Annotated in this window: 22 protein-coding genes; 10 read left to right on the top strand and 12 right to left on the bottom strand. The window is 47.5% G+C overall.

The annotated features are described in order from the left end of the window. Positions 1–516 precede the first annotated feature (516 nt). Positions 517–2,094: a M81 family metallopeptidase gene (locus tag EXU85_RS18750; RefSeq protein WP_142773552.1), complete on the bottom strand. Its 1,578-nt coding sequence runs from the start codon at positions 2,092–2,094 to the stop codon at positions 517–519. A gap of 130 nt (positions 2,095–2,224) precedes the next feature. Between EXU85_RS18750 and EXU85_RS18745 the strand changes: the two genes are divergently transcribed. After that, a complete protein-coding gene (locus EXU85_RS18745) occupies positions 2,225–3,481 on the top strand; it encodes a thioredoxin (RefSeq protein ID WP_142773551.1) in 1,257 nt (418 codons plus the stop codon). Positions 3,482–3,496: 15 nt separating this feature from the next. On the opposite strand, the gene EXU85_RS18740 is transcribed toward EXU85_RS18745, so the two are convergent. Both EXU85_RS18740 and EXU85_RS18735 read right to left on the bottom strand, forming a co-directional pair. Next, positions 3,497–4,225, bottom strand: coding sequence for a LytTR family DNA-binding domain-containing protein (locus tag EXU85_RS18740; protein ID WP_142773550.1), 729 nt, complete (start codon positions 4,223–4,225; stop codon positions 3,497–3,499). After that, positions 4,225–5,271: a sensor histidine kinase gene (locus tag EXU85_RS18735; protein ID WP_168207822.1), complete on the bottom strand. Its 1,047-nt coding sequence runs from the start codon at positions 5,269–5,271 to the stop codon at positions 4,225–4,227. Before EXU85_RS18735 ends, EXU85_RS18740 begins: the two co-directional genes overlap by 1 nt. A 266-nt stretch (positions 5,272–5,537) precedes the next feature. Between EXU85_RS18735 and EXU85_RS18730 the strand changes: the two genes are divergently transcribed. Together EXU85_RS18730 and EXU85_RS18725 are read left to right on the top strand one after the other, a co-directional pair. Continuing rightward, positions 5,538–6,335 carry a hypothetical protein gene (locus EXU85_RS18730; RefSeq protein ID WP_142773548.1) on the top strand — a complete coding sequence of 266 codons (798 nt, stop codon included), beginning with the start codon at positions 5,538–5,540 and terminating at the stop codon, positions 6,333–6,335. Between the two features lie 547 nt (positions 6,336–6,882). After that, positions 6,883–7,797 carry an AraC family transcriptional regulator gene (locus tag EXU85_RS18725; protein ID WP_142773547.1) on the top strand — a complete coding sequence of 305 codons (915 nt, stop codon included), beginning with the start codon at positions 6,883–6,885 and terminating at the stop codon, positions 7,795–7,797. A gap of 74 nt (positions 7,798–7,871) precedes the next feature. On the opposite strand, the gene EXU85_RS18720 is transcribed toward EXU85_RS18725, so the two are convergent. The 3 genes from EXU85_RS18720 to EXU85_RS18710 all read right to left on the bottom strand — a co-directional run bounded on the left by EXU85_RS18720 (position 7,872) and on the right by EXU85_RS18710 (position 10,429). After that, positions 7,872–8,525 carry a hypothetical protein gene (locus EXU85_RS18720; protein ID WP_142773546.1) on the bottom strand — a complete coding sequence of 218 codons (654 nt, stop codon included), beginning with the start codon at positions 8,523–8,525 and terminating at the stop codon, positions 7,872–7,874. Between the two features lie 2 nt (positions 8,526–8,527). Beyond that, positions 8,528–9,040 (bottom strand): RNA polymerase sigma factor, encoded by a 513-nt coding sequence (locus EXU85_RS18715; RefSeq protein ID WP_142773545.1) that lies wholly within the window; start codon positions 9,038–9,040, stop codon positions 8,528–8,530. A 222-nt stretch (positions 9,041–9,262) separates the two neighbouring features. Continuing rightward, on the bottom strand, positions 9,263–10,429 hold the full coding sequence (locus tag EXU85_RS18710) for an MFS transporter (RefSeq protein WP_371731915.1): 1,167 nt from the start codon (positions 10,427–10,429) through the stop codon (positions 9,263–9,265). Between the two features lie 326 nt (positions 10,430–10,755). Here EXU85_RS18710 and EXU85_RS18705 point away from each other — a divergent pair, with 326 nt between their 5' ends. After that, on the top strand, positions 10,756–11,742 hold the full coding sequence (locus tag EXU85_RS18705) for an aldo/keto reductase (protein WP_142776761.1): 987 nt from the start codon (positions 10,756–10,758) through the stop codon (positions 11,740–11,742). A gap of 153 nt (positions 11,743–11,895) precedes the next feature. Further along, complete coding sequence (locus tag EXU85_RS18700) at positions 11,896–12,864, top strand: zinc-binding alcohol dehydrogenase family protein (protein ID WP_142773543.1); 969 nt, start codon at positions 11,896–11,898, stop codon at positions 12,862–12,864. A gap of 76 nt (positions 12,865–12,940) precedes the next feature. Here EXU85_RS18700 and EXU85_RS18695 read toward each other — a convergent pair whose 3' ends face one another. Continuing rightward, positions 12,941–14,494 (bottom strand): serine hydrolase, encoded by a 1,554-nt coding sequence (locus EXU85_RS18695; protein WP_168207821.1) that lies wholly within the window; start codon positions 14,492–14,494, stop codon positions 12,941–12,943. 441 nt (positions 14,495–14,935) lie between these two features. On the opposite strand from EXU85_RS18695, the gene EXU85_RS18690 reads away from it, so the two are divergent. From EXU85_RS18690 to EXU85_RS18680, 3 genes are all read left to right on the top strand, one after another. Then, positions 14,936–15,349, top strand: coding sequence for a cupin domain-containing protein (locus EXU85_RS18690; protein WP_142773541.1), 414 nt, complete (start codon positions 14,936–14,938; stop codon positions 15,347–15,349). 70 nt (positions 15,350–15,419) lie between these two features. Beyond that, positions 15,420–16,463 (top strand): NAD(P)-dependent alcohol dehydrogenase, encoded by a 1,044-nt coding sequence (locus EXU85_RS18685; RefSeq protein ID WP_142773540.1) that lies wholly within the window; start codon positions 15,420–15,422, stop codon positions 16,461–16,463. A gap of 16 nt (positions 16,464–16,479) precedes the next feature. Continuing rightward, positions 16,480–16,893: a cupin domain-containing protein gene (locus tag EXU85_RS18680; RefSeq protein WP_142773539.1), complete on the top strand. Its 414-nt coding sequence runs from the start codon at positions 16,480–16,482 to the stop codon at positions 16,891–16,893. Positions 16,894–17,074: 181 nt separating this feature from the next. On the opposite strand, the gene EXU85_RS18675 is transcribed toward EXU85_RS18680, so the two are convergent. Continuing rightward, positions 17,075–17,980 (bottom strand): LysR family transcriptional regulator, encoded by a 906-nt coding sequence (locus tag EXU85_RS18675; protein WP_142773538.1) that lies wholly within the window; start codon positions 17,978–17,980, stop codon positions 17,075–17,077. Positions 17,981–18,087: 107 nt separating this feature from the next. On the opposite strand from EXU85_RS18675, the gene EXU85_RS18670 reads away from it, so the two are divergent. Continuing rightward, a complete protein-coding gene (locus EXU85_RS18670; protein WP_142773537.1) occupies positions 18,088–18,513 on the top strand; it encodes a hypothetical protein in 426 nt (141 codons plus the stop codon). 42 nt (positions 18,514–18,555) lie between these two features. Here the strand turns inward: EXU85_RS18670 and EXU85_RS18665 are convergent, their stop codons facing one another. Continuing rightward, on the bottom strand, positions 18,556–19,179 hold the full coding sequence (locus EXU85_RS18665) for a hypothetical protein (RefSeq protein ID WP_142773536.1): 624 nt from the start codon (positions 19,177–19,179) through the stop codon (positions 18,556–18,558). 194 nt (positions 19,180–19,373) lie between these two features. Between EXU85_RS18665 and EXU85_RS18660 the strand changes: the two genes are divergently transcribed. Then, positions 19,374–20,396, top strand: a complete 1,023-nt coding sequence (locus EXU85_RS18660) for a hypothetical protein (protein ID WP_142773535.1) — start codon at positions 19,374–19,376, stop codon at positions 20,394–20,396. A 56-nt stretch (positions 20,397–20,452) separates the two neighbouring features. Here the strand turns inward: EXU85_RS18660 and EXU85_RS18655 are convergent, their stop codons facing one another. The 3 genes from EXU85_RS18655 to EXU85_RS18645 all read right to left on the bottom strand — a co-directional run bounded on the left by EXU85_RS18655 (position 20,453) and on the right by EXU85_RS18645 (position 23,686). Continuing rightward, positions 20,453–20,647, bottom strand: a complete 195-nt coding sequence (locus tag EXU85_RS18655; protein ID WP_142773534.1) for a hypothetical protein — start codon at positions 20,645–20,647, stop codon at positions 20,453–20,455. Between the two features lie 98 nt (positions 20,648–20,745). Continuing rightward, positions 20,746–22,905: a DUF5916 domain-containing protein gene (locus EXU85_RS18650; RefSeq protein ID WP_371732050.1), complete on the bottom strand. Its 2,160-nt coding sequence runs from the start codon at positions 22,903–22,905 to the stop codon at positions 20,746–20,748. Positions 22,906–23,362: 457 nt separating this feature from the next. Continuing rightward, positions 23,363–23,686 (bottom strand): hypothetical protein, encoded by a 324-nt coding sequence (locus EXU85_RS18645; protein WP_142773532.1) that lies wholly within the window; start codon positions 23,684–23,686, stop codon positions 23,363–23,365. Positions 23,687–23,688 lie beyond the last annotated feature (2 nt).

The raw sequence follows: 23,688 nt of genomic DNA, 5'->3' as shown, positions 1-23,688 counted from the left end.
CTAACCACATTAGCGCAAAGGAAGCTAGAGGACCGGCTAGCGTAGCCAGCCACCAAAGAGGATGGCGTTGAGAACAGGTTGGACATAATGACCAAACATTGAAGTCTCTTGGCCCCCAACAGCCACAAATCAAACGTCCCGTCACAATATGAACGGTTTCATGTAATTCTAGTAGCACGATCAATAACAATAGGAACGCAACTACGTATCGGAATGAAAGTCTGAGGTGAAGGCCAGCCAATTTTGTGAATGTTGAGGGTTTAGATGATCGTGTAGTATTAAGTACTGCCAGCCTTTGGGCCAATGAGCGAATTAGTGGAAATGAGTAGTCTAATACAGAGGGATAAATGCATGCGTCCGGGAATTAGATTCTATTTCGATGCAATAGAACCTAATTCCCGGACGCAAAGAAGGGGGAATGAACAGGAAGTGCCTTTACCGACATAACTGGTGCGCCAGGCCGATAACAGGGAATTATCGATTTGTTCGATATGGGGGCGCCTGTTGACTACCTGGCTAGCGAGATTCGCCCGAAACGGGAACGAATTGGGCTGAAAGGTTTGGCGTTTTCATATCTTTATCGAACGGAAACATAGGCCGCTTGATGCGTTTGTACGGTAAACGAGCCAAATCCTGATCGACTCCACCAGGGGTTAGCGCCATAATCCAGTCGGCTTGCATGGCATACAGTTCAGGTTCCAGGTAGCCAATTTTTACAACTACAATATCCGATTTTCGGGGGCTAAGACCCAGGCGGGTGAAATCTATCTCTTTGTGATAGGGCTTACGTTTTTGGGTAACGATAACGTGTATACTGCCCACGTTGACAACTACTTCCACTTCCGCATCTTTATCGCCTTTCACGATTGATTCGACCGTGCCTTTCAGTTTAACGGGTGGTGCAAAACGAGCGTCAACCCGAGCGCCTGCTGTTCCCTCAACAGAGCCACCAACACCAGCCGCTATTGCTTTCTTGACCAGTTCTGGATCGGGGATAGATGCATAGATCAGCGAAGGGCCATCCGCCCGCTGAAATTCCGGGCGGGCGAGCAACTGGGTAAGGGTCCAGGTCACATCACCAGCGCCACCTGCCGTTGGGTTATCGCCGGTATCGCTAATAAAAAAGGGATGTTTTTTGCTGGCCAGCGCGTTTGTCAGGCATTTCTCCAGCGTACCGGTTGGGGCTACAAAGTCAAACTGATTCCGTACATTCCAGAAATCCAGCGCTAGTTTCTCAGCGGCCTGGGCTACTTTTTGCTTATCATCGCCAGTAACCATAACCACGGCGTGGTTACGAGCCTCATCGGCCCAGGCGTAGCCAATCCAGATAGCCGCATCCACAATGCCACCCTGATGATCGGCAATGGGCTCCACTTTTTGATACAGAGTCTTGCCCGGCTCAATGCGGGTACTTGTTTTTTCGCCGGGCAGCAGGATTGGGATGGGTATCCAGGCTTTATAGGCTGGTTTTCCTTTGCCGGTTTTGATACGGTCAAGCAGGTTTACCACAGCTCGTTCTTTGGTTTGCATGGCATCTTCATGCGGGGCCATCCGATAGCAGGTAATCAAATCGGAATTTTGGGCCAACCGCCAGGATACATTTCCATGCAAATCCATGGAAGTGGAAACGAGGGTTTTATAGCCAATCTCGTTTCTGATTCGGGTAAGAAAGTCGCCTTCCGGGTCATCCAGGCCTACCACGCTCATGGCACCATGAATATCAAAATAAAGGCCATCGTAGGGGCCGTATTTTTTGAGCGAATCCAGGGTTTTGTTAACCAGCGATTCGTAAGCAGCGCGGGTCACGGCTCCGCCGGGCAGCGATTTGCCAACAATGGCAGGCAGCCATATGGCCTGTTTGCGCAGGGGCGATATGGGCATCATGAACGGATAGGCATTGAAAACCTCGGGGCCATAGCGGGCGTGAAAGGCTTCCTCCTGCGTAACCGCCGGGGAGAAGGTGCTGGACTCGATACCTAAACCCGCAATGGCAATACGCGGTAGCGTACTGGCTCCTGGGGTGGTCGTTGATTGGGCATATCCTCCGCCCAGGGCAAACAGCCCGACAGCGAACCCTAAAAAGATCTGTTTCATGACCCCAATTTAGGCGTATGAAGCGGCTCAACAAAAACTGGCACTGACTTTGCCGACGATTGTTTTAAAGGGAACCTATGTCCGTGCGGTTCGTTCTATAAGTTTACTAACCCAATATCCTCTCTACCCTATGAAATTTCGGGTGATTTTGTTTAGTTTGCTTGCCTTCTTTACGAGTCCATTGATAACCTATGGGCAAGCGTCTGTTAATCCCAAACCCGGAATTCGTTTCCTGCCGGGAACATTCCAGTCGGCCGTAGTAGCTGCCAAAACGGCGCGCAAACCCTTAGCTGTTGAAGTCTACCTAACGGGTTGCCCTCATTGCGAAGCACTGGCGCCTATTTTGGCCGAAAAAGCTGTGGGTGATTACTTCAACGCCAATTTTGTGAACTGGAAAGTCGAAGCCAACGCGCCCGAATCCGTGGCTTTACAAAAGGAAAAGGGAATTGCGTATCCAGAGTTTCCCCTGCTGTTATTTTTTGATTCCCAGGGCAACCTCATCCACATGGCTACTCCAGCCGAACAGACGTCTAAGCCCGCGTTTATTGAGGAGGTTATCTCGGCGGGTCGTACTGCACTCAATCCTGCTCAGCGCACAGCGGGTTATGCCGCTCGTTTTGAAGCTGGCGACCGGGATTTGGGATTTTTAATTAATTATGGGAAGTACTGTAAAGTCAGGAAGGACAATGCCCAGCTACATGCCATTAGCGATGCAGTTGGAAACTTACTTCAATCACCCGGGCAAATGAAAAGCCCTGCCGGGTTCTACTGCCTGCAACGACTGGTCGATGATATTGATAACCCATTAGCCGTTTATTTCTTCAGTCACCTGAGTGAGTTCACAGCTGCATTCCCGGTAAAAGATGTGAAAGAAGCCGGAGAAGGCGTGGTTTTTCGCACTTTATACGGGATGAACGGCGATCAGAATCCGCTACAGAAAATTGTGCAGATGCGTACCTATATGATTGCCCTGGGTGTGCCAGCCAATGAAGCCGCGGGTCGTACATTACTCAAGGAACTGGATGCTCACCTACGGGCGAAGAGTACCCCAGGAGCCGTGCAACGGTTCAATGAGTATAGGGCGCAGAATAAAGCCATTGGGATTGCCGACTATGCGTATCTCATGCATTATTTCAACGAAAAAGCGACGGATACATCCTACCTTACGGAAATGCCCGTTTGGGCAGCCGATGGGCTGAACGTTGCGCCAGCTGATGGGAAAATGAGCCAGCAGGTGGCTGATATTCAGTATGAGCTAGCGGTGGCCTATCAGAAAATGGGACAAAAAGCTGAAGCCTATAAACAGGCCCAGCAGGGGCTTGATACGGCTCGTAAAGCTAAGCTGGATACCAAACGATATGAGGAGCAGGTAGCTAGTCTGAAGTAAAGCCTGATCAGCGTCTTAACTTCGCTGGATAACTTCCTCGAGTTTGGCTTTATAAATTCGACCGATGGGAATTTCCTCGTTGTTGATTCGGATATAAGTTGCGCTGACGGCCTGAATATGATCCAGGGCTACAATGAATGATTTGTGAATTCGGACAAATCGATCCGGTGGCAGTTTTTCTTCCAGATAACTTATCCGAAGGTAAGAAACCAGCGTGCCCGACACGGTATGAATTCGCACGTAATCTTTCAGACTCTCAACCCATAAAATGTCCTCCAGAAATAGTTTGACCATCTCTTTGTCGACTTTAAAATATTGGTAGTCTTTTCCGGTTTTTATCGGTTCAGGTGTTTCCGGCAGAGCCGATGTTGCGGATGAAAACCGATAAATTTTGCCCACTGACTGGAGGAAGCGTTCAAACGAGATGGGCTTAACCAGAAAATCAAGCACGTCAAATTCGTAACTATCCAGTGCATACTCGCGGAAGGCCGTTGTAAAAATAACCTTGGGCCGGTACCCTAACGGGCGTAGTAAATCAAATCCAGACAAGCGGGGCATCTGAATATCCAGAAAGATAACATCGACCGGTGCGCCGACCGTTGGCGTTTGCTGTAAAAACCGCAGGGCCTGAGTTGGGCTTGTGGATACGCCTACCAGGTCCAGATCGGGTAACCGGCTGATGTAATCAGTCAGCAAATCGGTGGCCAGCGGCTCATCATCCAGTACAAAACAACGAATAGCCATTAAGTTAGCGTGAATTTTAAAACGGCCAGAAACTGGCTATCCTCTGGCAGGGTCACTAATTCATAATTGCCGGGAAACAGAATATCCAGCCGTCTTTTCAAATTTGTTAAGCCTAAACCTGTTGTAGACGGATACATAATCCCATCCGGTAGGGAGTTTTCGACCGAAAAAACCAGCCGATTGCCACTACGGGCCAAATGTAGTTGAATCCAGCAGGCGGTTTCTGTTTGGGCGGCCCCATGCTTGAAGGCATTTTCTACAAAGGGTAACAGTAACATGGGCGGTACCATGAGCTGGTTCAAATTTGTCAACTCACGAAAATTTGTCTGTACATCCAGACGATCCCCGTACCGGATCTGCTCCAGCGAAATATAATCCGTCAAGTAATCTAGTTCTTTTGTGATCGGCACCGTCTGTCGATGGCTTTCATGCAGTTGGTAGCTGAGTAAGCCGGCCAGTCGTTGCAATAAGTGCGGCATTTGTGCTGGCTGGTGTATCGAAACCGAGATCAGGTTGTTGAGGGTATTAAACAAAAAATGGGGCTGAACCTGAGATTGAAGCAAACGGTATTCGGCGGAAAGTTTTTCTCGTCGGTACGTTTCACTTAATCGTTGCTGATTCAGGGCATGCCGGACCAGATTCGCTGCTACAAAGAGGGCAACCACTAAATGTAGCTGCATGGATTCGGCCAGAATTTTAGGCCAATACAAGTACGGTTTCTGTAAACCAGCCGGGTAATAGGCCGGATACAGCCAGGTATAGTTAATGGCTCGCCGAAGCAACCCAAAAACCAGTACACCTCCCAGTAAGCTTGTCCAGAAACCTGCCAAACGACCGGCCAGTAAAAAGCGCTTAACAGTAACCAGCAGATGCCAGTAACCCGCTATAATCAAGAGGGGAATATTCAGGGCAATGCTATAGAAACTCTGGTGAAAGTTATCCATATAAGCCCCTGTATTGAGCCATTCGAAAAGAAAGTAACCCAGCCAGAAAAGCCCTTGCTGCCAGGCTTCCCGGTAGGCTTTAAGCGCACTGAAACGAGCCATTGTCAATGAGTTGTTTCTGAATGAAAGGATAAAATTACACCTACTTCTGGTTAGAAGACGGTTAATTGGCCCAACAACGTACGTAAACTCCTCAACAGAGGAATCCTTCGACCAACAACCAATTTTCTCGACCAACAGCGATGGATGAGCACTGGCTGTTATGTGGATGAGTGAGTTGGTCGTTAGTCTAAAATTCCTATTACGTATGGACATAGCCAGTTGCTTTGCTACAGGTAATACAACCTCCTACTATAAACTCATTGACTATGCTACCACAACGAATCAGCCCGCGCCAATGGCTAACCCACTTCGCTTCACCCTTATGGCTTCCTGTACTCATGCTGCTCCTGCATACTCAAACGAGCCAGGCCCAGAGCGAGCAAACGGCTCAACAGAATGTTGAGGAAACTGAGTCCAAACGGGGCTATTGGCGACTTAAAACCCAGGCGGCTAGCCGTAGTACGCTGATTCAGTTCTTTGAACCCAACGGGAAACTGCTATATGAGGAGATCATGCCCGAAAAGTGGGTCAAACTCAGTCGGAAAAATCAGAAGCAGTTCGACAGGATATTAGACCACTTACTGGCTAATCAACTCGTAGCCTCACAAATCAAAACAGAACTCCTTCCCCCAACGCCGGTGGAACCTATAGCTCCCAAAGTAACCGTCCGATCAAACACCGCTTCGTATTTTGAGTCGGCAATAACCGCTTATCAGGTGCATGCTTACATCAACCCGACCGGTAAGCTGTACCTGATTGTCAATAATCCCGACCAATTGCGCTACAAAATTCGGGTGGCTGATCAAAAAAATAGGACAGTATACGAGGAGTTTACGAACCACAATCAGTACCGGCGCAGGTTAGATCTGTCGGCCCTGCCGAGTGATGCCTATCAAGTCATTGTTCAGATTGATAACAAACCATTCATCTATACAATAAAAAGGCAGGATGCCCGGTTTGCCTACAGTATTCAGCCATCAACAGGTGTGAGCCGAAAGGACACTGTTGAGCCAAATCGAACTGATACAAGCCCCTCGATTGTTCCAATGACTATCAATTTTTGAAGAACTGGGGAATGAACTAGCCTGACTTTCTCCAACCCTCTGTTTATTAGGTTTTTATAAAAGAGTTAACTTCACTCTACATGTCGATAGTAGGGTAGCGAAGTGTTTGAATTTCGTAAGTCATTAGTTGAATACAATAAGGCAAAGAGGATATACACCTATAGTTTAGCGGTATACATATGAATCAGTAAGTCCCGTGTATAAAATACAGAACATCTTTTATTGCATCTGGTTCTACAACAGATACTTACTGCAGAAATATGGCTATGGCAACGATCAGCCGTAACATCATTGATGTGCACATTATGGAGAATGATACCGATGTCCGTGGAGTCAGCGAACCTGCCTTCGTATCTGCTCTGACAAATGCCAGTTTTGACTTGACCAGTAAACGGATAAGAAAACTACCGTTTAAGTTGGGGGGCAGTTTAATGAAGAAAATAGAACGCAGATTATTATGATCTTTATGATGGATTATGATTAATGTCTGTACAATCATAAAGATCATAATAATCTGCGTTCTATTTGAAATATTTAGATTTGCTTGATGAACAAAGCTGAAACTTTAGAAGATCTGTATAAACGGAAGTTTGATGGGGCGGCCTTCCACTGGATGCCTGATACCATTCGAAATGAAATCGGGCATTTTAATGTGTTTCGGTTAGACCCTTTCGTGGGAGATAAAGCTAAGCCCGTACCCTATAAACGACGGGACTATTACAAAATCATGCTGGTTGTTGGTACTAGTCAGGTACACTATGCCGATAAAGTGATCGATGTAAAAAAGCAGGCACTATCGTTTTCCAATCCACATATACCGTATAAATGGGAACATCTGGATGACATCCGGAGGGGTTTTTTCTGCATTTTTAATCAACACTTTTTCGATCAGTTCGGCAACCTGAATCAGTATGCCGTTTTTCAGCCCAACGGCACGCATATAGTTGAACTGACCGATGAGCAGGTAAATCAGGTTTCCCATATTTATGAGCGTATGTTTGACGAGATCACCTCTGAGTACATTCATAAGTATGATGTGTTGCGGAATCTTGTTTTTGAACTGCTGCATTTTGCCATGAAAATGCAGTCATCCTCTACCTTTGATAAGCAACCGATCAATGCTGCCCAACGAATTTCGGCGCTGTTTCTGGAGCTTTTAGAGCGCCAGTTTCCGCTTGATGATACCCATCAGCAAGTGAACTTTCGCACTGCTTCTGATTTTGCCAACCAGTTGAATGTTCATGTTAACCATTTGAACCGGGCGGTTAAGGAAACAACAAAAAAAACAACCTCCCAACTCATTGCGGAGCGTATTGTACAGGAATCGAAAGTCCTGCTTAAGCAAAGCAGCTGGGGCGTATCGGAAATTGCCTTCGGATTGGGTTTTTCGGAAGTGACTCATTTCGATAACTTCTTTAAAAAACATACTCAACTCAGTCCGTTGAAGTTTAGAAATGGTTGAATTCTGTAAGATTCATAGAGCGCAGATTTTTAGACGTAGTAAGATCAACTATGATTTTTTATCCTAAAAATTAGCTAGTGTGTACCTGTTTTATACGCTTCAATCTGGTTCAACAATTCCATCGACTTCATCACCGGACTCCATTCCTTACCCTCGAATACTAGTCTGAACCATTGCTTATCCCGATTGGCATAATTTATATTCCTGAAAAGCCAGATGGCCAGAATCGTAAAAGCCAGTGTAATAGCCGATTGGACGAGATAAAAGGCACCAGTGCCATTTTCAACTAAACGGGTCGTCAGGTAAAACGTAGTCCAGACTGGAAGTTGTAGAAACAGCAGACGTGTAACCCAAAGTGTAGATGCTGTTAAACGCGCCAGCGTATCCTGCGTTTTTATAATGGGTTCGCTGATATCGACTTGCTGAATCAGGATCAATTGGTATAGATAAATACCGATTGCCAGTTTGGTCAGCAACACTTGAATTGCCGCGGAAACCAGGAAAAACGGACTAGCGAATGGAAATAAAACGATGAGTAAACTGTCGACAAAAATAACCCAGAGTATACCTACCAGAAGGGTAAAGAGTTTCAGCGGTTTCATGGATGCTAACAACGATTGAACCTTGATTTTGGTGAGGTCTTCAGCATTTTTTCGATTAAGGGCCAGGCTGTCGTCCAGTTTCTGACTATACGATTTCCAGAGGTTGATGAGTTCGATATCCTGCATGGTTATTGGGCTTTGATCGTTGAAAATTTGTGTCGTAATACGGTTTTAATTCGTCCAATTCTGGTGGATACGTTGGTTTCGGACATGCCCATGATTTCGGCGATTTCGCGATGACTTTTTTCGTCGAGGTAGAGCAGCAATAGGGCTTTGTCGAGTTCTTTTAGCTCCGTAATGAATTGCTGCAACAACCCCAGATTCTCTTCGCCTTCGTTGGCAACAGGTAATTCAACCAAGGTGAGAATACTGTCCGAGAGAGGCTGGGACAACGGTTTTCGACGGGTTTCTTTCCGATAAACTGAAATTGCGACGTTCAAGGCGATGCGGTAAATCCAGGTAGAATATTTATACTGATCGGAATACGTATTGAAGGATTTCCACAACTGGACTATGATGTCCTGCACCAGGTCCTTCCGATCTTCTGCGTCTGCGCAGTACGAATGAGCTACCTTGTAGATAATGCCTTTGTGGGTCTGCAGAACCACCAGAAACCGTTCCGCTTGATCCGTTGCTTGCATGCGTTGGTGTTCGATTTATTGGTTACCCCAATTATTCGCAGGAAGGGCGAAAAAAGCACAAGAGCGGGAGAGAATAACAGTCGACTTGCCCATCTCGCAAAACACTTGTGGCTACAGTCTACGGCTGTACAACGCTTGCTAGACAACGTAAATAGGGTTTAGTGTCTTTTGTTTGCATAAGTGTTTTACCTGAAATCTTTCTAATCAATGCTTTTCGGTGAGTTAATTAGCTGCCCCTTTTATGCCATAACTCACGGCGACTACTACTAACAGCAAGATTATGAATCCAAATGCGATGGATAGGGAAAAATGGTGAGCGATAAACCCCAATAAAGCCGGCCCTGTCAGTAAACCGGTATACCCGATTGTCGTAATGGCCGGTAAGCTGGTCGTGGGTGGAATGCCGGGCAGCCGGCCCGCTTCACTGAAAAACACCGGTACGATATTGGCCACTCCAAGACCGAGTAGCACAAAGCCCAACATGGCTCCAACTACCCAGGGACTCAACACGGCAAGGCTTAAACCGACAGCACCTAGTACACTGCCGCCTACTACAACTATTTTACTCGTTAAGCTTGCCACTAGTTTATCTCCCGCTAACCGCATCGTAGCCATCGCAATGGAAAAGGCCGCATAGCCTGCCCCCGCAAACTCCGCTGTGACTCCTTTGATGTCCCGCAGAAAGATAGCGCTCCAGTCCAAAATGGCCCCTTCAGCCAGAAAAATAGCAAAACATAGTAGTCCCAGGTATAAGACACTGCTATGCATCCAGTTGAATCGCCGATTGACCGTTGCTGGCCGCTCATCCGAAGCCGAGAATTTGGCAATTGCCTGTTGTTCTAGCTCTAAAGGAAATAATTTTTTATACTGGGTTAGGGTAATCAGGATCATCAGGACGGCAATACTGACAATGGCGTAAACCGGATTAAGGCCCAGCTTCATCAAAGAGCCCAAACCCAGGGAGCCAAACAGTCCACCCACACTAAACAGGCCGTGTAAGGACGACATGATTGGTCTTCCGAAGAGGTTCTGCACTTGTACGCCATGGGCGTTCATGGCTACGTCAATGGTACCAATGCTTGACCCGAATATAAATAGAGTTACCGCCATAGCTGTGGTGGAAGATAGAATCAGCAGTAGCGGCAGGACAAGAGCCATGACCAGAGCCGCACAAGCCATGACCAGGCGGCTGCCAAAGCGATTCACCAACCAACCCGAGATCGGCATCATCAGCATGGAGCCACCACCCAATAGCAGTAGTAGTAAGCCAAGGTTGGCATCGTTCAACGCTAACCGATCTTTAGCCAGGGGAATCATTGGTGCCCAACTCGACATACCCAGGCCACAAACCAGAAAGATCAACTGAGTGGCTGTCCTAGCCCTTGACACGTACGCTGCTGGTAAAACCATATCTATAAAAGCAAGGTTAACGGGAGAAAAATTGGCGTTTAACGTAATCTAATCGTTCTGTAAAATAGCTTATTGCTTTTATATACTCCTCAATATGAGATCGGGTAATTGCATCGTCACACACATAGAAATAAGCCAAAGGCACTTATTCAGTAATAGGGGAAGGAGGTCTCTGCATTGAGCTCCCTACCTGTAGCTTTAATCTGTTTGATTTTCGTAACTTCCTGTTTGCTTTTCGTTGGTTAACCAACTGCTATCATTATAGGTTTGTACTAGAATTAACCAACATCGTTATGAGTACAACAATGCAAAAACGCAAATTGGGAAACAGAGGCCTTGAGGTATCAGCCCTTGGTCTTGGCTGTATGGGTATGAGCTTTGGCTACGGCCCGCCTAAGGACACCAACGAGATGATTGCACTGATTCACGCTGCTGTCGATCAGGGTATTACGTTCTTCGATACGGCCGAAGTATATGGCCCATATAGTAATGAAGAACTGGTTGGCAAGGCCCTTGAGCCCTTTAAAGGGCAAGTGATCATTGCCACTAAATTCGGCTTTAATTTCCAGGATGGAAAACAGGCTGGGTTGAATAGCCGTCCAGAAAACATCAGAGCAGTAGCCGAAGCCTCCATGAAACGACTGCGTGTCGATGTCATTGACTTGTTCTACCAACACCGCGTTGACCCGAACGTACCCATCGAAGACGTAGCGGGAACCGTGAAAGACTTGATTCAGGAAGGTAAAGTAAAACACTTCGGTTTGTCGGAAGCGGGGGCGCAAACCATCCGCCGGGCGCACGCCGTCCAGCCCGTTACAGCTCTGCAAAGTGAATACTCGCTCTGGACACGTCAGCACGAAAAAGAAATCATTCCGACAATCGAGGAACTGGGCATTGGGCTGGTAGCTTACAGCCCGCTTGGTAAAGGATTCCTTACCGGCAAAATTGATGAAAGCACCAAATTTGCCGACGGTGATATTCGTAACATTCTGCCGAGATACACCGAAGAAGCCCGTGCTGCCAATAAAGCGCTATTGGATCTGCTTGATCAGTTTGCCGAACGACATACTGCCACGACCGCACAAATTGCGTTAGCTTGGGTATTGGCGCAGAAACCCTGGATTGTCCCCATTCCGGGCACCACGAAGCTGAACCGTCTGACAGAAAATAACGGAGCCGCTGCGATTCAACTAGCGGCCGACGAACTGCGGGAGATTGAGACGGCCTCTGCACAAATCGATGTGGTGGGCACCCGCTACACCGAACAAATGGAGAAATCGACCGGGCTGTAATCAGTAACGATGACGAATTTCAAGCCCTAAACGAATGTCGCTACAGCCGCTTATCGGCCATTTTGACAGCTACATTCTCTTAAAATAAAGCGAGAAACAACTGTTAGAAGGGCGAGCATATCCCCATGTCTAACGCAATAAAGTGTAGTTACCATGAAAGCTTCTGTTATTTATCGTCCAGGGTCGCCTGAGGAGTTTCGTCTGGAGGAGCGCCCTGTACCAACGCCCCAGGATGGACAGGTTTTAGTCAACGTAAAAGCCGTTGGCCTGAATCGCTCAGAACTGATGACCCGGAAAGGGTACTCGCCCGGCGTTCGGTTTCCACGCATACTGGGTATCGAGTGCGTCGGCGAAGTAGAGTTCGACCCCTCCGGCCAATACGCTAAAGGCCAGCAGGTAATGGCGCTCATGGGTGGGATGGGCCGGGATTTCGACGGGAGTTATGCTGAGTACACTGTGTTGCCTAAACACCTACTACATCCGTTCCAGAGCAAGCTACCCTGGGACCTGCTGGGGGCAATTCCCGAAATGTTTCAAACGGCTTACGGCTCGCTCTATCCAGCGCTGGGCATTCAGCCCGGCGAAACCCTTCTGATTCGGGGGGGGACGTCATCCGTCGGAATGCTGGCAACCCAGCTGGCTGCAAATGCAGGCTTGACAGTGTTAGCCACCACGCGTAACCCGCAGAAAGAATCGGTATTACGTGAGAACGGGGCCGCGAATATATTGATCGATAATGGAACGCTGAATGAGGCCGTATGGGCTTTATATCCGGAAGGGGTCGATAAAGTTCTGGAACTGGTGGGCACCGCTACCCTTCACGATTCATTGCGTTGCCTTAAACCCGGCGGTACCGGCTGTATGACCGGGATGCTGGCCGAAAGCTGGGCAATTCCCGATTTTGCCCCAATGGAGTTCATTCCTGCCACCGTGCGACTTACGGTCTACGATAGTGGCCAGATCAGTAGCCCGACGGCAGTTTTTCAGGAGTTTATTCGGCAGGTTGAATCGGGTAAAGTAAAGCTCGCTGTCAGCCGGACGTTTGCACTGGACCAGATCGTGGCGGCTCACCAGTTTATGGAGAGTAATCAGGGAGCCGGTAAGATTGTTGTTCTGCCTTAGCCTGGACTATTTCTTAGCTTTCTACAAGCAAAGGGTATCGGTATCTATGTGGGTGATTAGTCGAAATTCTTTAAGTCTATTTTTCGCTCAATAACTGGGTAAGGGCTTGCCGGACCCGCTCATTGGTTGCATTTAAACTCAGCGACTTTTGATACATGATCACCGCTTCTGCTTTTTTACCGATTAGCTGTAAGACTTCTGCATAACTGGTATAGGGCTGCCAGGCCTGAGATTCGGCAAACGTTAGTATTTTGAGCGTCTCCAATGCCTGACTTGTGTAGCCATTCAGCAAAAATTGATGACCGGCATAATCCATCTCAGCCGGTGAAAAACGGTAATGAGCCGTATCTGTTCTCATTGACATAAAGCGTGCTGCCCCATAATCGGGTCCCTGTTCAAATAGGGCTCTAACATACTGTTTAGCCAATGATTTTTTTTCGGGTGCCAGATGCCGGTTCGTCAGGAGTTTAAGTACATTTTCACCCGACTCTTGTAGGCCGTCACTCTCGGCATTCGTCAAAATTACCACGGTTTGTTGCCTGGTCAGATTTCGCAGAAAAAGAGTGCTTCCTCCCGGAATGAACCCCGAATGCCAAACTCGCTTACCTATGGTGGTATCTTGCCCAATAAACCAGCCTAATCCGTAAGTCACCTTGTTGCGTTCAACGTCTGCCTGGTTTCCATTTTTTAATCGAGTAGGCGTAAACGCTAGTGCCAGGGTTTGGGCTTTTAGAAGCCGACCACTGTACAATGCCCGGTCAAAAGACCATAAATCGTTAGCCGTACTCGCAATAAAGCCCAATCCCTGCAATCCCCCAAAATTGACCAGTAGGGGATGGTATCGCTGCATGGTATCAACCAATTGTAATTGGGAAGAGAAAAAAATAGGTTGGTAACTTTCAGCTCGTTTGGGGTCAACTTTAGCGGTTGGAATAGAGCATGGGTACGTGTTTGGCATTGATGATGCCTGCCAGACATGGCTATTTAGATAGGTGTGAAAGGGCATTTTGGTAAGCTTCTCGACAACGAGTGCCAATAAACAATAGCCCGGATTGGAATAACTCCACCGCTCACCCGGCTCGAATGGGAGTTTACCGAACTTTTTTAAAGCGGGTATGACGTCTGCGTTCGTTAGGATGCGAGCCGGGTTATCACGGATATAGGGTTCAAAAATTTGCAGGTCGGGCAGCCCAGCCGTGTGGGAGAGCAGTTGTCGAATCGTGATGGTGGCAAATGGGAAGTCGGGTAGATAGTTGATCAATGCATCATCTAGTTTCAGTTTTTTCTGTTCATAAAGTTGTAAAATAGCCACAGCTGTAAACGTCTTACCAATGGAGGCCAGTTGGAAACGCGTGTCGTCCCGATTAAGGATTTTGGTATTCACCTGTGCGAATCCAAACGATTTCTGATAAATAACTTTTCCCTGCTCAGCTACTAAGACAGTACCATTTAGGCGTTGTTCGTCTTGTAGAGCAGCAAAAAGGCTATCTAAGCGTTGGGTGGTCGATTGGGCAGTTGTGGGCAGTTGACAGATGGTCAGCAAACTGGTTAGCAATGTTAAAGGTACATTTTCAAAAATGTTCAGTTTCCAGAAAAGCCAGTGGCCTGATAGAAGACGCCAAGTTTTCATATACATCGTCGGTAAACAGAAATTATTAATTTAACTTTTGTAGAACAAATACCTTACCAATAGCTGACTGGTAGAGCTTAATGTGCTGATTGTGAGAATTTTGTGTAATTTTTCTTGTTTTTTTTATGTCCATTACTGGACATAAGATGTACGCTTACGGACGAAAGGGAAACATGTTTGTGACTCATTTAGGCTAGGCCTATGTGGCTGAATTAGTCGCTAATCAGTCCAGTAATATCAAGCTATTCCTGCTACCAGTACGCGCCTGTACATTCGGGTGATTAGTTAAAATTCTTACGTTTTGGTTTGATAATCGTTACTCGTCCGTGCGCAGGCTACGCTAGTTTTGTGTCAGACACTCAACGAATTGATAAAGTCGTTGCGGTAAGCGTAATCAAATTCGATGGATACGCTGTTTATACCTGCAAACCAGAAACATGTATGGATACCACAGAAACTAAAAACGCCATTTTTCCAAAAGGCGAACACGTGCCGGCCGCCTACTTTACGGGAACCGCCTGGCTAAACATGCTGGTTCCCCATAATCCAACGTTCAATACCACCGTAGGTAACGTTGTTTTTGAGCCGGGTTGCCGAAACAACTGGCACAGCCATAAAGGTGGTCAAATCCTGATCTGTACCGATGGGGAAGGCTATTATCAGGAAAAAGGCAAGCCTATTCAGTTGCTCCGTAAAGGCGATGTCGTGCAAATTCTGCCGAATCTGATCCACTGGCATGGGGCCACACCAACCAGTGAGTTTACACATATTGCTATCGGGCCCAATGCACAAATGGGGGCGGCCGACTGGCTGGAGCCGGTGACGGACGATGAATACAACAGCTATCAACCCTAACCTCGGGGGGAAATGATCGTCAGTAAATTGACAATCAAAAACAACCTAGATAATTAATCAACAGAACAATATGATTGCAGCAAAAGGCTATGCAGCTCAAACCAAAGAGACGCCACTGGCACCCTGGAATTTTGACCGACGCGAGGTTGGCCCACACGATGTTCAATTCGATATTGCATATTGTGGCGTCTGCCATTCCGACCTTCACCAGATACGGGATGAATGGGGCGGCAGCATTTTTCCGATGGTTCCGGGTCACGAGATCGTGGGCCGGGTTGTCGGGGTCGGTAACCAGGTGACTAAATTTAAGGTTGGTGATCTGGCGGGTACCGGCTGTATGGTCGATTCATGCCGCGTTTGCGACAATTGCCAGAACGACCTGGAGCAGTATTGTACCAACGGCAATACGCTCACCTACAACAGTCTGGAACAAGATCATAAAACGCCTACCTATGGCGGCTATTCCAACACCATTGTGGTGAATGAGGATTTTGTGTTGCACATTGCTGAAACGCTGGATCTGGCAGCCACCGCCCCATTGCTTTGTGCGGGTATTACGACCTACTCGCCCCTTCGGCACTGGAAAGTAGGCAAAGGACATAAACTGGCCGTTCTGGGCCTGGGTGGCCTTGGGCACATGGGTATAAAATTCGGGGTGGCGTTCGGCGCGGAGGTGACCGTTCTGAGTACATCGCCCAAAAAAGAAGCCGATGCCAGGAAACTGGGCGCACACAATTTTATTGTTACGAGCGATCCGGCTCAGCTTGAATCTGCGACCGGATATTTTGATTTTATTCTGGATACGGTTTCCGCCGAGCACGATTACAATCTGTACCTAAATCTCTTAAAAACAGACGGTGTACACATATGCGTAGGCGCTCCACCAACCCCTTCTTCACTTTTGGCCTTTAGCCTGATTCCGGGCCGAAAAAGCATTGCCGGGTCGAGTATTGGGGGCATTGCAGAAACGCAGGAAATGCTTGATTTCTGTGCTGAAAATAACATAGTTTCCGACATTGAGGTGATTGCCATCAATAACATCCACCCAGCTTATGAGCGTATGCTGAAAGGCGATGTAAGGTATCGGTTTGTCATTGACATGGCAACACTATAGCAACCTAAATAAAGTTATGAATCAGCCCGAAAATAAACAACCGACGGTACCCGAAGGAGCGGTGCAAGCCCCTTCCGATTACTTTACTGGGATTGCCTGGGTGAAAATGCTTGTGGGATCTAATGATTTGACGGATTGTACAGTAAGCGATGTAACCTTTGAGCCGGGGGCCAGAAATAACTGGCATACGCATCCCAACGGACAAATTTTAGTGGTTACCGAGGGGACAGGCTATTATCAGGAACAGGGCAAGCCCATTCAACTCCTACGGGTAGGAGAGGCTGTAAACATTGCCCCTGATGTGGTGCATTGGCATGGTGCCACCCCAGATAGCCGGTTTACTCACCTGGCGATCAATCCGAATGTGAGCAAGGGAGGTGCCGTTAGTTGGTTACAACCCGTCACAGACGAAGAATACAACCACTTTTAGTCCGACTGGATGAAAAACGTACGTATTCAATCTTGATCCTATAGATTCTAGTGGATTCTTTTGGTACTATTTTGTTAATAATCAATAGAGGTAGGTCCAATAGAATCCACTGTAATCTATCCTAACCATGTACTCGGCTAATTTTAACCCATTACACCGGAGTATTGGCATTTATTTATCCTTAAACAGTACAGGCATAGCCGTCTAATTCAGCCATATACGAGGCCAGTTGCTCGATGAAAGCAGTTGTATACGGAGGGAGTTGTTTCGTCTTTAAGGTAGCTGCATACCACGTCCGCAGTACCCGTTGCTTCGTTATCCGAACGGCCGAAAGCTGGCCCGATTGCAGGTAGGGGCGTACCACCCAATTCGGCAGTACCGCAACGCCCAAGCCCGCCTTTACCATCTCCAGAATGGCTTCTGTCAGCGTAATTTTATAGACTTTCAGGGGGCGTCGGTTCTTGAAAAGCATCAAGAAGTTCGAGCTTTCCTCGTCCGGAACATTGTACATGATGTAATTCTGGCTGGCAAACTCATCAATTTCTACCCAGCTACGCCCCACCCAGGCATGATCGGGGGCAACGATAGCCACAAACTCATCCTGAAACAGCGGAGTATAACTGAACTTCGGATTTTCATCTCCTTCCGTAATAGCGACGTCGATCTTGTTGGCCAACAGATGATGATCGGCGGCCTGGGTAGCGGCTTCCAATTCTACCTTGATATCCACTTTTGGATATATAGCCTGAAACTCCCGCAGAAAACCCGCCAGCCAGTGGTAGGAGGTATAGCATTGTGTACAAAGGCGGACCTCTCCGGCTTCCTTATCGGTCAGGCAGCGGACTTTCGCCCGCGTTTCGATTACTTCCTGCAAAATCTTCTCAGCCGCCTGTAGAACCACTTCGCCCGCTGGCGTTAGTAGCATCTGCTTTTTGTCGCGGATGAACAGCTGCGTGTCGAAATAGCTTTCCAGTTCCTTCAACTGATGACTCAGTGCGGATTGGGTCAGAAATAACCGATCTGCAGCTTTGGTCAAATTGCCGCTGCTGGCTACTTCTTTTACCATCTGAAGGTGCCTGATTTCCATGATGAATAATATTCATGATTTCGACAAAAATAATTCGTTTTGCTAATATATCAAAACCTCCCACCTTTGAGCCTGTCAATCAAGCCGCTACAAACGGTATCAAAAAAATGAAAACAACAACACAACTAATTATGAATGCGCTACTGCTAAGTCTGCTTTTGGTAGCGCCAGCACTTAATGCACAGCCTGCCACTAACGAACCCGAGGACTCTCTATCGAAGCAGAGCTCCTTTGAGGTGGGCATGTTTATGGAGTCGAACTGGACAATCAACCTGATGCTGGCCGTTCACCAACCGAAGCGGGTTCTTGTTACGCTGAAAAATGACAAAGGCGCCCTGCTATTTCGGGATTATCTGAAGAAGATACCCGCCAACTACCGACTCAAATTCAGGTTTAGTGAGTCTGACTCTGGCGTATATCAGTTCGAAATCAGCGACGATCAGCAAACCATTGTGCGTCGGGTTGAAGTAGTGTATATGCCAGCCGTTGAATCACAGCGCTACATCACCTACGGCCCGCAAATTAATTTTTGAGTCAGGGTTCTCCACCTTTTTCTTAGTTGAGAACCCTGTTGTTTAAAATGTATAGCCTAGTAAAAAATTTCCGGTTGGCGAAATCGTGTGCTCATAATACTGGGCAACCCCAACCCCTACTTCCAGGTTCAGATAGAAATACTTACGATACGTTTGTTGAACACCCCAAAGTCCGCTAACGCCTAACCCCTGAATATCAATATTTGAGTTATTCAGGATGGGTGGCAATACGTATCCCGCTTTTGCCGCAAAATAGCTACCTGAGTTATAGCGAATAGATTTACCATTTTCTTTTCGCCTGGCTAAATTGTAAAAATGGCGAATAGCTAAAGCTAGTTCTGGATTTATGCTTAAGGCGAGTACTTTTTTGACAGTGAGGCTGTAGCCATACATATCGAGTCTATCTTCAATACGAAAAGAACCTACTAGCCGAAGCTGAGAAACTACTGTTGTTTTCTTCCCAAGGCGATGCTCGTTGATATAGCCCGGACCCAAAAAATCAATCCGCCAGACATCTTTTCTGAGATAAGTTTTAAGTATAACAGGTTGATGTTTACTCGTATCGACAGCCGTAAGTAAACTATCATTTTTTGAGCTTGTACTAATTATATCCTGACCTTGGCTTATATAAGGCAATAGGAAGAGTAGAATGAAAATTTTCCTCATAGTTTACTGTCTTTGTTCGTTTATGAACAGGTCTTTTTCCCACAGAGTAGTGCCACGGTTCTTGCAGGACTTAAATCAACCACGGTGCGCTGTTGGGATGGCACAGCTCTGTACGAAAGGCCTTCGTACGTAATTTAGACATAAATATTGCTGGAAAACGACGAACTTGCTAGGCGTCTCTACATTTGTATTCAATGCCTGTTATATCCAGAAAAAAGCTTGTTTATCCAATTCGGGACCCGCTCCGGTCATACCTGCATGCCTATGACCGGGAGCTGGTCTTACCGACGCACTATGACGATCTGCTACGGTATGGCAATGCGATCAGTCTATACGATAAACGAGGGCATGACACCCTCTGGGAAACGGTATTTTATGCCGCAACAGAAGCCGACGAGATGCGCCTTTCGTTAAAGGCAATCTACGCGTACCTAAAAGCAAACGGGGATTTATCGGTGACAAACCATCTGACCATCGACCGGGTCGATATGTGTATGTATGGCAACACAAAGCCATTTCGGGTGCGCATTCGGAATCTGGTCAATGATAACTTCGACTACTTCTACATTAAACGAGCCGATGCGTCCCGGATTTATGGCCTGGAGCTGGAGCACATACTCTCGCCAAACCGGATCAATTATCTGACCAGTGGGCAAACATTAGTGGAGGAGCATATTGCCGGGATCCCCGGTGATATGTTTTTTGAGAACCAGCTTCACGACCCTACCCTGAATCCGATTCGATTGTGTAAGGAGTTCGTTAAGTTCAATGAGCGGTGTTTCGTTCGCTTATTGGGCGATATGCATTCCAGTAATTTTGTGGTAGATATAACCCCCGACTTCGATGAAACCTATTACCGGATTCGGGCTATTGATTTTGACCAGCAGTCGTACGAAGGCCATCGGTCGGTTTATATGCCACAATACTATAAACAGAACCAGCCTATTATTGAATTGGGCTTTCGGTACATGACTTCAGAGAGCGTTCGGCAATATCAGATTGAAGAGCGGGCATTAATTGCCAGCCGAATTCGGGCCGAGTCTATCCGAATTCGTGATCTTATCAGTGTTATGCGCCAGGATGAACTGGCCCCCCATAGCCACGTCCTGACACTCCGGCAGGGGTTGGCCCGATATTACAAGCGTCAGAATTTTTTAAAATGTGAGACAATGGGCGATTTAGTCTGGGAAAGTCTATCCATTGTTGAGGCCCATTAAAAAAGCCGAACCCACTCAGGATTCGGCTTTTTTAATGGTTTATTAACAGGTGATTTTCAGGAATTGCTGCTCCCTCCGCCAAAGAGTTTAGAAATGATCCAGATCACAAGACCTATACCCAGAATAACTAGGATGGCACCCGTCCAGGCTCCGGCTTTGAAAATATCACCAATAGCCGCACAACTGGTCAGAAATAGAGTTAGAAACAAGGCTACAAGAGCCGTCGGAAAAAAACGCAACAGGGTTTTCATAAACGTTGACTGAATTTTAGTGTAGTAATTTACCGCTCACTTTTCGGCGGATTGTCAATTAAACAGACACGGATTCAGTTTGTTTAAAACACTGAACATTAGAGATTCCACCAGTATGTCCACTTCAGTACCAACGCCCTGTTTTTGACTGAAAAGAAGCCCGGCACATCCTGTCCAATCTGGGCGGAATTCGGTAAATAGTTGTCGGTATACACCAGGAAAAAATCCGACGCCGGCTTGTAGCGCCACTGAACACGTGCATTCACATTCATGTTTTTCTGTTGCTCATTGTACTGCACAAAGGTTGTCAGGTAGAGCTTATTGGTGAGGGTTAGATCGAAGCGGGGCCCAATGAGCCAGAAGGTGGTATTGCCCCAGGGTTGCGGCAGACGAATGTCGTTGTAGTTGAAACTGGCTGCTAAACTAACGTAGGGCTGAATCCGATACCCCAGATCGGCGGTGAGATTCAGGCGGGTACCGTTGGCATAATAGCCACCATAGCGAGACGAAAACCCATAGGTAAAGACACTCTGAGGCTTGGAGTCAAAATCGGTTCCCCACGCCGTCCAGTTATGTTCGGTGCCAGTTGCCAGCGTTTCGCGGCCCGTGTTGGTCGGGTCGAAGGGTTGCAGTAGTCGAACGTAATCGGTAGCAACCCAGGCCGTGAACACGCTTCGGTTTCGGAAGGTGATGGCATAACTCAGCAGACTTTCATTGTCACTTTGCCGCCAGGCCGGGTCGAAAAAGTAGGTTGAGGTTAATACCGGGCCGTGGTTGAGTACGCCACTTCCCGTGGGTAAGAAGGTATACCCGAGCGTGGCCATCCCACGCTCATAGCCAACCCGAGGAACGTAACCGGCTTCGGCAGTGTAGTTTTTGCCGATCGATTCTACCTGTCCGCTAATCAGCCATCGTCGGGTAAAGTACTGTACGTTAGCGGCATAAACGGCATCATTACCCGGTTGCTCAGGCCGAAACGACTTAACATACAGGGCCTTACCAGTCCAGATGTTATTCGAAGATGCCAGGTTGTACTCCAAGCCCAGATTTCGATTATAGCGGGAGTAAAGGGGCTTATCGGGCGTTGGGGTATATGCCAGCGACTCTTTATTGACGAAGATCATCCCGATATTCGAACGAGCCGAAACCCGGCGTTGCAAAGCCACCACCGCAAAATTCTGGGCGGGCAAACCAGTATCATCAACACGTCCGGTTTGCATGTCCATAACCCCAATTCGCCAGTCTTTATTGAGTTTGCCGCTGAGTCGGGCACCAAACCGAATCGGTACCCCGCCCAAACCAATTCGACGGCTAAAAAACGGGCGAATGGTGGCGTACCCGAAATTGGTAAACTGGTCCCCGTTCTCTAAAAAGAACTGCCGTTTTTCGGGGAAGAACAGCTCATACCGGTCGAGGTTCGTAACCTGCTGGTCAACGTCTACCTGCGAAAAATCGGGGTTAACGGTCAGGTCAAGATTCAGTGATGAGGTAACGGCTACTTTGGCATCCAGCCCGGCATCAAACTTGCCTTTTGTTGGAACGCCATTCTGGTAGTCGCGCGTCAGGCCGCTCAGCGCATAGGGGATAATCGAGATATTGGGGCCGGGTTGTGGCGGAGGCTGATCCCAGATCAATACACCGGTTAGGGCCAGTGAGGCCGTTGGGAATTGGCGTTGTATGGGTGTCCAGGATGATTTTTCGGTTGTTTTTAAATCCTGCCTGCTGAAGTTGATCCCCCAGCGGGTAATTCCCTTTTTATACCGGATCGTTTTAAAAGGAATGGCTAGTTCGATCACATACCGATCCGCATGATTTCGAACGACAGAAGTCCATTTATTATCCCAGCTCAGGTTTGCTTTTCCGCCTTCGTACAATAGACCATCCCATTGTGCGCCAGCGGCATTGGTGCCAAACGTAAAACCGTTCGTCTGGTCATCGAAGGTATCCATGAAAAAGATGAAATTGTCATTTTTGACAAACGCCCAGTCGCGCCGAAGCGACTCCACCATATACGGGCCAGGTACATCACCATGGTAGCAAACGGCACTCAAATACACGTTGTGGTCATCGTACGTCATGCGCACGTCGGTCCGAACGCGGGCGCGGCTGGTATCCATAGGAAGAACCATCCAAAAGTCGGAGGCAACCTCAGCTGCCTGCCAGGCCGGTTCTTCAACGTTACCATCGACAATAATGGGCGAGGTAGCCCGGTTGATATGAAGCTGATAGCTTTCGTTTTTTTTCTGAGCCAATAAAATTGTATGGCTTAGTAACAAACAAGAGAGTAAACAAACAGGAAAAAATTTCACCAAACAACAACGTTAAGGGTACCACTAGTAAACGCAAAGGTAAGGCAGATTTACCCCATTGCGTACGAAGTACCACACGTGTAGTTGGCCAATTTAGCTTCTTCTGAGTCTGTTGTTGCTATTGGTTTCGATGTAGAGAGGTTTGCTCTTCAACGAATTCGTAAAAGCAATTTTGCGAATTCGTTGGAAAGTCTGACCGTATGCTGAACTCGTCCACTCTTCTGCAGATTCCAGCGCACAGGCGTAGTCCGATCTAGTGTACCGTAGCGTAACAAAGGGACCGGCGCGTGGGCTTCGGGTAGGACTGCACCCAATGGAGGTGCAAATCTTACGGTGCCGGAAATAAGGGTGAAGGTGACTGGTGAATTAGTGGTATCAGTTGTAAGCATCTGATACCACTAATTCATTAAACTTGTTCTTCGTCTGTCCAGGCGGGGTCGGGTTCGGTTCCATCGTTGTTGCCAATGGAATCATCATTGCCGTACGAGTCCCGGTCAATCTCCATATTGGGACTGCCCGAAAAAGCACCTGTTCCATCGTTGCCGGTGGCTGCTTCCTCTTCATCGGTCGGCGTAGTGGGAGGAGAGTTTACATCGCCAGCCAGATCGGTCGGATTGTAATCTTCATTCAGGAGAATACTATCATCGGGTGTCTGGTCTGTTCCGCCCTTGCTAGGCCGGAACGTTTGCGATTGCTCGTTGAGCATCGCATCCTGATTTACATTTTCCATGG

It is taken from the genome of Spirosoma sp. KCTC 42546, from assembly GCF_006965485.1.
GTDB lineage: Bacteria > Bacteroidota > Bacteroidia > Cytophagales > Spirosomataceae > Spirosoma.
The sequence above is the reverse complement of the archived record's forward strand: the minus strand, read 5'-3'. Positions and strand labels throughout refer to the sequence as shown.